At 58.4% G+C, this 13,062-nt stretch carries 11 protein-coding genes and 1 pseudogene; 5 read left to right on the top strand and 7 right to left on the bottom strand.

What is annotated here, in order from left to right; translation table 11 throughout:
* Positions 1-201: 201 nt before the first annotated feature.
* From L0G76_RS09845 to nrdI, 4 genes are read right to left on the bottom strand one after another with little or no spacing between them, the layout of a single operon-like run.
* A complete protein-coding gene (locus L0G76_RS09845) occupies positions 202-774 on the bottom strand; it encodes an NADPH-dependent FMN reductase (protein WP_069599731.1) in 573 nt (190 codons plus the stop codon).
* Between the two features lie 43 nt (positions 775-817).
* Complete coding sequence (nrdF, locus tag L0G76_RS09840) at positions 818-1,843, bottom strand: class 1b ribonucleoside-diphosphate reductase subunit beta (RefSeq protein ID WP_083248685.1); 1,026 nt, start codon at positions 1,841-1,843, stop codon at positions 818-820.
* A gap of 30 nt (positions 1,844-1,873) precedes the next feature.
* On the bottom strand, positions 1,874-4,030 hold the full coding sequence (gene nrdE / locus L0G76_RS09835; RefSeq protein ID WP_304357082.1) for a class 1b ribonucleoside-diphosphate reductase subunit alpha: 2,157 nt from the start codon (positions 4,028-4,030) through the stop codon (positions 1,874-1,876).
* Complete coding sequence (gene nrdI / locus L0G76_RS09830; protein ID WP_151505493.1) at positions 4,027-4,476, bottom strand: class Ib ribonucleoside-diphosphate reductase assembly flavoprotein NrdI; 450 nt, start codon at positions 4,474-4,476, stop codon at positions 4,027-4,029. Before nrdI ends, nrdE begins: the two co-directional genes overlap by 4 nt.
* A 580-nt stretch (positions 4,477-5,056) precedes the next feature.
* Between nrdI and L0G76_RS09825 the strand changes: the two genes are divergently transcribed.
* Genes L0G76_RS09825 through L0G76_RS09810 form a run of 4 tightly spaced genes read left to right on the top strand, consistent with a single transcriptional unit; the run spans position 5,057 to position 8,254 of the window.
* Complete coding sequence (locus L0G76_RS09825) at positions 5,057-5,980, top strand: metal ABC transporter substrate-binding protein (RefSeq protein ID WP_009882358.1); 924 nt, start codon at positions 5,057-5,059, stop codon at positions 5,978-5,980.
* Positions 5,977-6,717: a metal ABC transporter ATP-binding protein gene (locus tag L0G76_RS09820; protein ID WP_009882356.1), complete on the top strand. Its 741-nt coding sequence runs from the start codon at positions 5,977-5,979 to the stop codon at positions 6,715-6,717. Before L0G76_RS09825 ends, L0G76_RS09820 begins: the two co-directional genes overlap by 4 nt.
* A complete protein-coding gene (locus L0G76_RS09815; RefSeq protein WP_009882354.1) occupies positions 6,714-7,607 on the top strand; it encodes a metal ABC transporter permease in 894 nt (297 codons plus the stop codon). The genes L0G76_RS09820 and L0G76_RS09815 overlap by 4 nt, the downstream gene beginning before the upstream one ends.
* A 53-nt stretch (positions 7,608-7,660) precedes the next feature.
* Entirely contained in the window at positions 7,661-8,254 is a 594-nt protein-coding gene (locus L0G76_RS09810; protein WP_257904181.1) for a metal-dependent transcriptional regulator, read from the top strand.
* Between the two features lie 18 nt (positions 8,255-8,272).
* Here the strand turns inward: L0G76_RS09810 and L0G76_RS09805 are convergent, their stop codons facing one another.
* The 3 genes from L0G76_RS09805 to L0G76_RS09795 form a co-directional block, all read right to left on the bottom strand.
* Positions 8,273-8,959, bottom strand: a complete 687-nt coding sequence (locus L0G76_RS09805) for a metal-dependent transcriptional regulator (protein WP_029416765.1) — start codon at positions 8,957-8,959, stop codon at positions 8,273-8,275.
* 74 nt (positions 8,960-9,033) lie between these two features.
* Positions 9,034-9,720 carry a peptidoglycan recognition protein family protein gene (locus L0G76_RS09800; protein ID WP_165771085.1) on the bottom strand — a complete coding sequence of 229 codons (687 nt, stop codon included), beginning with the start codon at positions 9,718-9,720 and terminating at the stop codon, positions 9,034-9,036.
* A 1,290-nt stretch (positions 9,721-11,010) separates the two neighbouring features.
* Positions 11,011-12,147 carry a YibE/F family protein gene (locus L0G76_RS09795; protein ID WP_096161112.1) on the bottom strand — a complete coding sequence of 379 codons (1,137 nt, stop codon included), beginning with the start codon at positions 12,145-12,147 and terminating at the stop codon, positions 11,011-11,013.
* A gap of 297 nt (positions 12,148-12,444) precedes the next feature.
* Here L0G76_RS09795 and L0G76_RS09790 point away from each other — a divergent pair.
* Positions 12,445-12,838: pseudogene (locus L0G76_RS09790) on the top strand (transposase domain-containing protein); the annotation flags it as partial.
* Positions 12,839-13,062: the final 224 nt, after the last annotated feature.

Below are 13,062 nucleotides of genomic sequence, written 5' to 3'. Positions count from 1 at the left end.
CACCTGCACTCGCAGCGTGACACCCCGATTGTCACCTCTCCTTGCATCAGTCCCTTCTGCCCGCCGTGCGATCAAGTTCGGGACCGCCACTACCGGGACAGATCCGGCCCGACGAGTGGCGAGGACTATCGACGGCCTCCTGGCTACAAAGGTCTTCAACGGCGGTGGAGAGTACCAGCTCGTCAGAGCCAGAATCTACCTTCACCCGCGCGGGTGGGCGTAAACGAGCTCGGTGAACCGTTGCACGTAGTTCTGGAGGAACTCCACAGTCGTCTCAGCAGCGATAGCCCCGTCCTCATCAAACAAGCTCGGCGACTGGCCGAGAAACACTTCCGGTTGGCCAGGGGTAGGCATGTCGAAGTAGGACAGGGCCAGGCGGAGGTTCTTCTGCGAACTGTAGCCGCCCATGCGGCCCACGGAATGGCTGATGATCCCGGCCGGGAGGTTCTTCCACGCGACGTCACTGTTGGGCTTAGAGCCGATGTCGATTGCGTTCTTCAGGCAGGCTGGGATAGTGCGGTTGTTCTCAGCGGTTACGAATAACACGCCGTCGGAGGCTTTAATAGTCTCCCTGAAGTGCGTGTACGCCTCTGGGGTTGGTTTGTCGGAGACGTCGGGGTCGTCATAGTCGAAGTCGTAGAGCGGCAGGTCGCGGATTTCGACGATCTGCACGTTGTAGCCGTCAGGGAAGTACCTGATGACCTGGTGGGCGATCTTGCGAGCGTAGGAACCGCGGCGCAGACTGCCGATGATCACGGAGATGTTCTTGGTCATAAGGGGCCTTTCATAGTTGATGAGGATGGTCGGGCGACAAAAGTCAGAAGTCCCAGTCGGCGTCGCTGGTGTCTTCGCCCTTGCCGATGACGTAGGAGGAACCGGACCCGGAGAAGAAGTCGTGGTTCTCATCAGCACCTGGTGCCAGTGCGGCGAGGATTTCCGGATTGACTTCGGTCTCTCCCGGGCTGAAACGTGCAGGGTAGCCGAGGTTCATCAGTGCCTTGTTCGCGTTGTAGCGTACGAACACTGCCACGTCGTCCATCAGCCCCAGCGGCTCGTACAGTTCACCTGAGTAGGCGAGCTCTAGCTCGTAGAGGTCTTCAAGCAGCTCGTAGGTGAACTCGTGCATCTCGTTCTGCCGTTCAGATGCCTGATTCTCGATGCCTCGCTGATATTTGTAGCCGGAGTAGTAGCCGTGCACGGCCTTATCCCGCAGGATGAGGCGGATCATGTCTGCGGTGTTGGTCAGTGTGGCGTGCACGGAGAAATGCAATGGCAGGTAGAACCCTGCGTAGAGCAGCAGCGAGGACAGCAGAGTAGAGGAGACCTTCCGTTTGAGCGGGTCGTTGCCGTAGTAGTGTTTCAGTACCTTTTTGCACCGCTGCTGAAGCAGGTCGTTGTTTACGGCCCACCGGTAGGCGTCGTCGATCTCCGGAGTGCTCGTCAGGGTGGAGAACACCGAAGAGTAGGACCGGGCGTGCACCGACTGCATGAACGCGATGTTGGTGTAGACGGCCTCTTCGTGTTCGGTGCGAGCATCCTGGATCTGACAGATCTCCCCGACTGTGGCTTGCACCGTGTCAAGCATCGTCAGCCCGGTGAAGACACGCATAGTGAGAGTTCGTTCCTTCTCGGTGAGCCTCTGCCAGGCGGGGATGTCGTTGGACAGTGGCACCTTCTCGGGTAGCCAGAAGTTCGCGGTGAGCCGGTTCCATACCTCGAGGTCTTTCTCGTCGCCGACGCGGTTCCAATTGATCGGTCGCAGCCTGGCCAATGGGTCGTGGCGGTATTTGGGCGGGGTAACCGAGGTCTCGGAGAGCGGGCAGGTGGGGTTAGTGGTCGTCATGCGGGTTCCTTAGGTATGGGCTGGATTGGGTCAGAGTGTGCAGGAGACGCAGTTCTCGATCTCGGTACCTTCGAGTGCTGGTTGGCGCAGTCGGATGTAGTAGAGGGTTTTGATGCCTTTGCGCCACGCGTAGATCTGAGCGCGGTTGATGTCGCGAGTCGTGGCAGTGTCGCGGAAGAACAGGGTGAGCGAGAGCCCCTGGTCGACGTGTCGGGTTGCTGCGGCGTAGGTGTCGATGATCTTCTCGTAGCCGATCTCGTAGGCGTCTTGATAGAAGCCGACGTTGTCATCACTCATGTGCGGGGCCGGGTAGTAGACGCGGCCGAGCTTGCCCTCCTTGCGGATCTCGATCTTCGCCGTGACCGGGTGGATCGAAGCGGTCGCGTTGTTCACATACGAGATCGAACCGGTGGGCGGGACGGCCTGCAGGTAGGCGTTGTAGATTCCGTGCTGTTTCACCGACTCGCGCAGCCGTACCCAGTCCTCGCGGGAAGGGATGGTCACGCCTGCGTCTGCGAATAGTTCGCGCACCCGCTGAGTGGCGGGCAGCCAGTCATGTTGGGTGTATTTGTCGAAGTAGGAGCCGTCGGCGTAGGTCGAGTCCTCGAAGCCGGCGAAGGTCTTACCGCGCTCAATCGCGATTTGATTCGATGCGCGGATCGCGTGATAGGTGATGGTAAGGAAGTAGATGTCAGTGAAGTCAATGCCTTCTTCGCTGCCGTAGTGGATGCGCTGGGAGGCGAGGTAGCCGTGCAGGTTCATCTGGCCCAGTCCGATTGCGTGGCTGGTCTCGTTCCCGTTCGCCACGGACGGGACGGCATCGACGTTAGTCTGGTCGGAGACACTGGTCAGTGCCCGCACCGCGGTTTCCACGGTCGACCCCAGGTTCGAGGAGTTCATGGCCTGAGCGATGTTGAGTGAGCCGAGGTTGCAGGAGATGTCTTGGCCGATTTCCTGGTACCCGATAGCGGAGTCGTAGGTCGAAGGCGTGTTGGTCTGCAGGATCTCGGAGCAGAGGTTGGACATGTTGATGTGACCTGCCAGCGGATTGGCACGGTTGACGGTGTCTTCGAAGAGCACATAGGGGTATCCGGACTCGAATTGGAGCTCGGCGAGGGTCTTGAAGAACTCTCGGGCGCTGACCGCGTTCTTTCGAATCCGCGGGTTCGCCACGAGCTCGTCATAGTGGTCGCTCACCGACAGGTCTGACAACGGCGTACCGTATTCGCGCTGCACGTCGTAGGGGCTGAAGAGGTGCATGTCCCGGTTATCCTTGGCCAGTTGGAAGGTCACATCAGGGATGACGACTCCCAGGGAGAGGGTCTTGATGCGGATCTTCTCGTCGGCGTTCTCGCGCTTAGTGTCGAGGAAGCGAAGAATGTCGGGGTGGTGGGCGTGCAGGTAGACCGCGCCTGCGCCCTGCCTAGCGCCAAGCTGGTTGGCGTAGGAGAACGAGTCCTCGAGGATCTTCATCACCGGCACCACGCCGGAGGCTTGGTTCTCGATTCGTTTGATCGGAGCAGCGACCTCACGCAGGTTCGACAGCAACAGCGCCACGCCCCCGCCGCGCTTGGACAGTTGCAAGGCGGAGTTTACGCTGCGACCGATGGACTCTAAGTTGTCTTCCACGCGCAGTAGGAAGCAGGAGACCAGTTCGCCGCGCTGGGCTTTCCCCGCGTTGAGGAACGTCGGCGTCGCGGGCTGGAAGCGACCGGAGAGCATCTCGTCGACCAGCCCGGTGGCCAGTTGCTCGTCGCCCTGACCGAGGTAGAGCGCGGTAGCGACCACCCGTTCTTCGAACCCTTCGAGATAGGTGGTGCCGTCGAAGGTTTTCAGAGCATACGAGGTGAAGAATTTGAAGGCTCCCAAGAAAGTGGCGAACTGGTGCCCCACGGAATGGGCGCGCTTGTGCAGTGCGCATAGAAATTCCGGGGTGTAGGCTTCCAGGAATTCGGACTCGTAGTAATCGTGGTCCACTAGCCACTCCAGGCGCTCGGCCGCCGAGGAGAAGACCTTGGTGTTCGGGACCACATGCTGGCGGAGGTACTCGGCGGCGGACTGACGGTCCTTGTCGAACTGGATCGAGCCGTCGGGGGCGAACAGGTTCAGTTCGGCATTGAGCGCGTGGTAGTCTTTCCGCTCTCCGATGCCGGTGCGCACGGGAACCTCTGAGGCGATGGTGGTCATGCGGTTGTCCTCTCGTTGTTGGCCTGGTCCCAGAAGCGGTCCAGGCCGTTGTTGACGGTTTCGATGTCGCGCTGTGTGCCCAGCAGCTCGAAGCGGTAGAGCTCGGGCACGCGGCACTTGCGCGAGATGATGGGCCCGGCCAGGCAGTAATGCTCGCCGAAGTTCGTGTTCCCCGCGGTGATCACCCCGCGCAGCAGAGCGCGGTTGTCCGGGTCGTTCAGGAAGGCGATCACCTGCTTCGGAACCGCACCCGCCTGTTCCCCGCCGCCGTAAGTCGGCACGACCAAGACGAAGGGGCATGCCACTCGAATCATGCCCTCCAAGCGTGGGCGCAACGGTATGCGTACGGCAGGACGGTCGAGCTTATCGACGAATCGACGGGTGTTCTCCGAGACGCTGGAGAAATACACCAGGTCCGGCGATTCACCCTCGTGCAGCTCTCGGATCGGATAGGTCGTCTGTGGCCGCGGTCCATGCACCACTACAGCCCTCCTAGAACTAGAAACTCTTTTTGCCAAGCCTTTTGCGCGTACCTCAGTTGAGGCTTCTGAGGTTTCCCCGCCGTGCTTTTTGTAATTCGGTACACCGATACTATAGATTCGGCGTACCGAACTTCAAGCGCGACTCGGTGTCCGGCGCCCCAACCGAAAGGATTGATGATGAACGAGAGTGCACAACCGCAGGGCACCTGGATCGAAGCGATCACCGTGTTCGAGGAACTTCGCGCTGGCAACACCGATGGCGCTCTTGAAGTAGTGAGAACGTGCTCAGACGTCGAGCGGATGCTCGGATACCTCTTTCGTCTGACGTCCCTGTTTCTCAGGAGCGCACGCTCGGAGGACATCGACCACTTCATAGAAGCCGCACACCGGGCGGAACCTCCACCTACTCTCAGGTATCGATGAACGGGGCCGCCGGCGCCGGTTGCGATACTGCGCGATTTGAAGTCCGTCATATAAACGCTGAAAGCCCACTCTGTCGCAGTCTGAGCTTTTGAGAACATGAATCGAGAAATGAGTGATGGGAATGCAAATCAATTTGAAGTCGAAACTCGCTCTGATCTCTGCGTCGGCGCTAGCCCTGACAAGTTGCGGTGCTGGGAACGCGGAGTCGTCGTCGACCGAAGGTAAGCCTCAGGTGTTGACGACGTTCACCGTCCTTGCCGATATTGCCGACAACGTAGCCGGCGAACACCTGGAGGTGGAATCGATCACCAAAGTCGGTGCCGAGATCCATGGATATGAACCCACTCCCAAGGATGTGGCCAAGGCGTCAGAAGCCGACTTGATTCTTGACAATGGGCTGAATCTGGAGGCATGGTTCGAGCAATTCGTCGAACAGACCGACGCCCCGCATGAAGTCGTTTCCGAGGGTGTCGAACCAATCGACATTTCCGAGGACGCCTATGCGGGCAAGCCGAATCCCCACGCATGGATGAGCCCTGTCAACGTCCAAATCTATGTCGACAACATGGTCGATGCTTTCAGCGAGCTGGATCCAGATCACGCCGCCGACTTTCAGTCCAATGGAGAGTCGTACAAAGACGAACTTCAAACCGTTCAGGATGACCTTGTCGGTGAGCTGTCGACACTGCCAGACAAAGAACGAGCCCTCGTCACGTGTGAGGGCGCTTTCTCCTACCTCGCCCGGGACGCGGATCTCGACGAGCGCTACATCTGGCCTGTGAATGCGGAGCAGGAGGCAACCCCGCAGCAGATTTCCTCCACTATCGAGTTCGTCAAGCACAATGACGTTCCCGCAGTATTCTGTGAGTCCACCGTCTCGGACAAACCAATGCGACAAGTCGTTGACGCCACCGGCGCGGAGTTTGGCGGGACACTGTATGTCGACTCGCTTTCAGAAGCGGACGGACCTGTGCCAACATACCTTGAGCTCATTAAGCACGACGCTGACACCATCACTGAAGCTCTGACGGGTGGGAACAAGTGACTTCAGCAATCCGTGCTGACGGTGTCACAGTGCAATACGGCGACGTCAGGGCACTGGAGGATGTCAGTCTCGGAGTGGAGTTCGGTTCCGTGACAGGTCTGATCGGAATGAACGGGTCGGGGAAGTCCACTCTGTTCAAAACGATCATGGGACTGACCCGCCCGGTTCAAGGCACCGTATCGATCAACGGCAGGACACCGACGCAAGCACGGAAAGAAGGCTTGCTGGGATACGTGCCACAAAGTGAGGATGTTGACTGGACGTTCCCCGTCAGCGTCCGCGATGTCGTCATGATGGGCCGCTACGCGTATCAAGGATTCACTCGAAAGCCCACGTCGGCGGATCGTCAAGTGGTCGAACAGGCACTAGAACGCGTCGGGCTCCAGACCTTCGGTTCTCGACAGATCGGACAGTTGTCTGGTGGGCAGAAGAAACGCACATTTGTCGCTCGTGGACTTGCGCAAGGAGCCAACGTGCTATTGCTTGATGAACCCTTCGCTGGGGTAGATAAGAGCAGCGAATCGACCATCGTTCAACTGCTGCGTGAACTCGCCGATGAGGGGCACTGCGTGCTCATCTCCACTCACGATCTGCATGCTCTGCCACAACTGGCTGATGAGGCAATCCTTTTGCTGCAGTCAATCCTCTTTCAAGGTCCTGTCGCCGATGCTCTGCGCCCCGAGAACCTCTCACTGGCATTTGGTCTCGACATTCGAAGGGCAGAAGAATCCGAATGAACCTCTACAGTCTCGTCATCGAACCACTCCACTACGAATTCATGATCAGAGCACTGACCACCACAGTGCTCGCTGCAATCGTCTGCGCACTCTTATCGTGCTGGCTGATCCTGGTCGGCTGGTCTCTGATGGGTGACGCTGTTTCGCACGCAGTTCTTCCCGGGGTCGTCATTGCCTACATCGCAGGGATCCCCTTCGCCGCCGGTGCGCTGGTTTTCGGATTCATCGCAGTCGCAGCGATCGGCATTCTTCGAGGAACTAGTCGGATCAAGGAAGACGCTGCCATCGGCATCGTCTTTACGACCCTGTTTGCCCTGGGGCTAGTGCTGATCTCGACGACGCCGAGTCACACCGACCTCAATCACATCATCTTCGGCAACATCCTCGGCGTTTCGACTTCGGACCTTCGACAGATTGCGCTGCTTGCTGTCATCGCGTTCGCCGTCCTGATTGCCAAGCGCCGCGACCTGACTCTGTACGCATTTGATCCGACTCACGCTTACGCAATCGGCCTGTCGCCGCGGGTTCTCGGAGCGCTGCTGCTTGCACTCCTTGCTCTGACGACAGTGGTAGCACTTCAGGTTGTCGGTGTCATCCTGGTCGTGGCGATGCTCATCATTCCAGGAGCGACCGCCCACCTTCTCACCGATAGATTCAATCGAATGCTCCTCATCGCGCCCATCATGTCGGCGTTGTCCTCGGTGCTAGGGATCTACCTGAGTTACTGGTTGGATGCCTCATCTGGCGGTCTAGTTGTGCTTGTCCAAGGTGTCGTCTTCACCGGTGTTTACCTGTTCAGCCCCAGCCACGGGCTGATCGCCAAGTCGCGGCAACATCGCCGGACCAACGACCAGTGGAAGCGGCACTCGGCAGAGGCTCAAGTTCCGTGATCGACGAGTACCTCCGCGGTCTCTGGGAGCTGGAGGAGTCGAAAAACAAGTCCATGACCCGGGCCCAGCTTGCCGAGACTCTGCAACGCAGTCGGCCTGCAGTGACTCAGTACCTTCGAGTCCTCGCCAGTCACAATTTGGTCAGGCAGGAGCATTATGGGCCACTTTCATTGACCGAGGCCGGCGCGTGCAGGGCGCTGTCGGCTGTGCGCGCAGAAAGAATTTGCCGCTGCCACCTCTTTACGATTCTCAGTGTTCCATGGCACCGCGTATTGAAAGAGGCATCGGTGATGGCAATGGCACTGAGCTCCGATGTCGTGGAGACGATGGCTGCTCTTGCCTGCAGCCCCGAGCTCGATCCCTATGGCAACCGAATACCAACAAAGGTAGACGATCTGCGACCGGGAGACGGCGAACCTCTCGCCGCTCTCCCGACTGCTCACCTACTTCAAGTTTCGAGAATTGGACGCGCCCCTGAGCATCTACTCTTCGAACTGGAGCGGAAGAACATCCTTCCGGGCACCCACATCACCCTCGAGAAACACCCTGATGGCCAGAGCAGTCTCACATTGGAGCCAGACGATAACGTTGTAGTCCTCAGCGACGATGCCTCCGAGTATGTCTACGCAACTTCAACAATTCAGTAGCGCCGTTCTTACGACAACTCACGCAGCAGAGCACGGGGATACCCACATGGCGTCGCTGGCCGTGCGCCCGAGCGTCACGCCAGCTCCATTGCCTCCCTCAAGGTGAATCACAATAGAATCAGAGAATGGAGGACCGGCTTCGGTGCTGAAATACGATCCGACATGAATGCCGTACTCAGCCAGAAACTGCAAAAGGTTGGGATCGGAATCCGAAATCCGCTCGACACGGACTCGGCTTCCCGTTCCGACGTGTGTCAATGGGATCGCAGCCGGGCGATCAATGGTTCCGTCTGCAGCTGGAATGGGGTCTCCGTGAGGGTCGCGATCGGGGTGGTCGAGATGTTCGGCGATACGGTCGACCATGAAGTCTGACACCGCATGTTCGAGGGTCTCGGCTTCGTTATGCACCTGGTCCCAGGTGTATCCGAGGACCTCGACGAGGAAGGTCTCGATGAGGCGGTGACGACGGACCATCGCAAGGGCATAGACTCGACCTTGTGCCGTCAGAGCAATTGACCCGTACGGCGTGTGCGCGACGAGCCCCTCGTCCGAGAGTTTGCGAATCGCGTCGGATGTCGTTGACTGCCTGACCCCAACCTTCTGGGCAAGCGCGGTGGTCGTGACGGGAGCATCAGACCACTCGCCCAAACTCCAAAGTGCTTTCAGATAGTTTTGGGCGCTGTCAGAGAGTTCAGTGACGGACATGGTCGAAGATTACCAAACTGTTCTATCCGTCCGATCGTCAGCCCGTTTGCTTGGGCTCTTCACAGTTTTTGCGTTCAGGTTCGTGCATCACGAGCGTTGCTATCGATGACGCCGGGGACAAGGTCAGGCTGTCTGTCAGATTCGTCCTTGTTCTCATCCTCTTCGCCCGCGCCCGCCTTCTTCCCAGTTTGGTAGTCATCGGCGGCCTGACGGATCGAGTCGAATTTGGCGTAGAACCCGTCGCCGGGACAGCTTGTTTGGCCAACGTCGCGATGTCCGACAATCGCTTTCATCTCCTCCCCGGCTAGTGATGTCGAGCCACCCGCTTTCACCCCGCTCAAGGACAGCTTCCACCCGACCACCTCCGCGACCGCATCAAGAGTGCGTTGGGGCGGTGCCTTCTTGTCATAGTCGCCGAGCACGGAAATGCCGAACGATCCTGTGTTGTACCCGGCGGCGTGAGCGCCGACTACGGCCTTCTTTACCCCGCCTGCGCGCCCCTCCCAGAGTCTTCCGTATTTGTCGACGAGCATGTTGTAGCCGATGTCCGACCACCCTCGACCCGTGATGTGAAACGACTGGATCCCTCGTAGAATCGCAGGCACATCCTCTGCGGCATAGTCGTTGTTGCCATCGGTGTGATGGATCACTGCGGCGGAGACTGAGTCCGCGATCGTGGGAGAATTTCGTACCAGTTTCTCGCTCGCACCCCAGTCTTTACGGGTAGCGACTTCGGGCTGGACAACAGAGTTCTTCGCCACGTTGGCCGCCGATGCTGCGCATAGTGGACAGGTGCATCCGCCCGTCCGTGTGCAAGGTGGTACCGAGGCGTGGTCAATTGAGTGGGCATGCTGCGACACCTCCCGATCAACCGATTCCGAACTCTTGGGCGCATTCTCTGCCACCAGTTCTGAATCGCCGGGGTGCCTCTTCGAAGCGACACTGACGACCTTGGCATCGGCTGGACTGCCGCCGTCACCGAGAACACGCACCTGAATACTGTCTGTATCAGTGGTGTAGTAGGGGTCCGTGCCGCGCGAGCCCTCCCCGGCATCCGAAGCATGCAGGTGCTGCCACCCGGACCAGCGGCCATTCGTGTGAGTTCTGATCTCGAACTCGACCCGAACGTCGTCGTCGAATGCGATTCCTACGACATTCGGTGACGCTGACGGCAGATCGATGACATCGGACAATGCCGAAATCGTGATTCCGTCCGTAGTTTCAGCGGCACCTGATCCCGTTGGCGCTGCAAGGTCCCCATCCTTACGATCATTGGACACATGAGGGCTCTCGGTCGACGATGGGCTCGTCACGGCTTGGTCCTGTGCATGAGCGACAACGGCGCTGGTGAAATGAGCCGAAGTATCACGAAGGCTCTGCGGAGCGCGCAGCAACGGCGGCAGGGATGTGGTCTTCGTCCGCGTGACTGACCTCGTCGTCGACGATGCGTCCCTGGCCCCTGCCGAAAGTGCCCCGGTTGCGCTGATTCCAGACAGCGGAGACTCAGAGACTTCAGGATCGCCGGAGTGCAGCGACGCGGAGGCGGGTGGAAGGCCGATGTTCACCGCCAACGCCAGGGATCCGGCTGCCGAAAGTGTGAGTAGCTTCGTATGCATGAAGGTCCTTCTCGGGGGAAGTTCGTGAAAGGCATGTTCAGGGTATCGGCTTAACGAACAAAAGTCTATGTTCAGTAGATTACACGTTTCAGGAACAGTGCACTACGGTGCGCAGTCAAGCGACACGACAGTGTCGCACGACATCGACAGACGTATTTCGGAGTAGCCGAGGGGTTCGTTCACGAGCGCTGGGTGGGATGGTGTCGACGAGACTCGTTGAGGGCACTATCGAGTTTGATTCTGGAAATCGGTCGTCGGCCTCGGAGCGTGACCTCGACTGAAGAGGCCCGCCGAGTTGAAGTTGTTCAATGATTTCAGATGCCGGGGCCGCGTTCATGGTCTTCATGGGTATTGTCGCAACATGTTCGATCGATCACGGGTTTCGCCTCGAGCTTGGCTGGCTCTCGGGCCAACGATCGTTACGATGCGAGCCGATTAGTGCTTCGGACTCCGAGACGAACTAGCTGTGGAAGGAATCCGGGATAGGAGAAGCGCGAACACTGTTGTTGCCGGCATGGTGATGATAATCCCGATGACACCTGCCAGCATCTGGGTCAGTGTCGTGGACACGGTGTCGGTCTGGAGGAAGGCCGATAGTGGCTGATTGTAAGTGTGCGCGAGCACGAACGCGGCGAGGCCCGCTCCGACGACGGAAAAGCTGATGGTGTAAATCGCTGAGGCAGAGTGGTCTCTTCCAACGGAAAGGGCAGTCGGGACAATCACTTTCCATTGGGGCCGTGTGTCTGGAGTGGTGTGAGAAAAAACGGTCGCGGCTTGAGCCGCAGCGATATCGTTGAGGATTCCAATCAAGGCGATGAGCAACGCAGACAAAGAGAGTGTCGAAAGGTCGATGTTGAGGTTGGTGTACGTGAGCGAGGAGGCCGATTCATCGGCAGGACCTAGGCGCATCCAGGTTGACAAGAGTGTCCCTGCAGCCATTGCGGTGGCGGCTCCGCACATCGTTCCTCCCCATGCGGCGAGCGTTTTCGTCGTCAGGCCGTGGGTGAAGAAGAGCACGCCTGTAAGAACGAGGATGATGCTGATGGTCGTGTAGAGCAGGGGAGAGCCACCCGCAGCGATTCCGCCGACGAGGAACGCCCAGATGAAGATCGCCGACGCGACAAGCGACGCGATCGCGCGGATTCCTCTGCCTCTGACCACGAGGAGCACGAGTGCGATGATGATGAAGGTGGAGGCTATGAGTTTGAGCCCGCGATCATGGGAATGGAAGGTGTAAACGGTGCCTGAGTCGGGGCTTTCGGAGGCATAGACAATAGCGCGGTCTCCGTCGTCGACATGCGAGAGCCAGGCGTCACGGAAGAGCATGACCTCGACCTGCTTGTCCTCATTCAACGTACCCGTCGCTTCGCCGCAGGGGACATCGTCGGTGACAGCGTCGCAATCTGAATACGTGACGTCGATGAGGATCGCACTTGTGTAGGTTCCTGGCGTAGTGCTGTCCGGGTTCGGCCACAGTGCAATGACGAGGGGTATGAGTGCGACTGCGACGACTAAGACAACGGCAGTTGCGAGGCGAGTGCCATAGTCGAGGTGGTTGACAACTGTCTTCATGTGTTTGTATCTCGAGAGCGGGAAGATGATGATTTCGGTTTGATGATTAAGTCGGTTCTAGATTCGCTGGCTGTGGGAGTCTATCCGGTCGAGATTCAACTATGCGTCAATCAGCCCTCGAGTAGTGGGGTTTCGGCGGTGTCTAATCGCCTTTCTTCTGCCGAGGACCCGTATGTTATTTTCGAGATAATGGGTTCAAGGGGTCGGAGGTAGTGGCGAAAGGTAGGAAGTGTCGCAACATGTGCGTTCGCGCCCGGCTGAACCGCCCTGGGGCCGTTGAAGGCTACGTTTTTTGGAAACGAGGGTCTGCGGTGTCGCAGAGCTGCAGGATCTCAATTCACGTCCATTCGCTACGGCACGCCTCGCAGATGTCGGCGCGATTGCCTCGCTTATGACTGTTGGGGATTCGAGTGACAACGCCCTGGCCGAGACGGTCGAGGTCTAGCACAAGACCGAACTCTTCCGCGAACCTACCAGATCCGGTACCTGGTGGACGGTTGAGGGTTTGGAACTGGCGAACCTCGGGTGGGTGCACTGGTACAATACGCAGCGCTTCTACGGGTACCTCAGCGACGTGCCGCCTGCAGGATTCGAGGAGGCGTTTCATGCTGACCAAACAAGCGGCCGACAGGCTGCTGGAAATCAAGTAATACGAGCCTCCCCCAAACTCAGAGCGATTCAATTCTCTTAAACCTTTAGATTTGTAAGACACCCGGCAGCAGGGCCATCAGAATCTCGACGGCCCTAAATATCTGGCCGGTAAGTGTCTCGCTAACTCATCTCACTATGTTTTGTATTATGGCCGTGACTTTTTGATGTTTATGAGACATTCTGAGACTATGAGGCTTCTGGGATACACGCGAGATGCTCCTATGTTGTGTCAAATGGTGCGAAGTAGGAACTCCCGATAGTTGA

Source organism: Brevibacterium picturae (genome assembly GCF_030453725.1).
In the GTDB taxonomy this organism is placed as follows: Bacteria; Actinomycetota; Actinomycetes; order Actinomycetales; family Brevibacteriaceae; genus Brevibacterium; species Brevibacterium sandarakinum_A.
The sequence above is the reverse complement of the archived record's forward strand: the minus strand, read 5'-3'. Positions and strand labels throughout refer to the sequence as shown.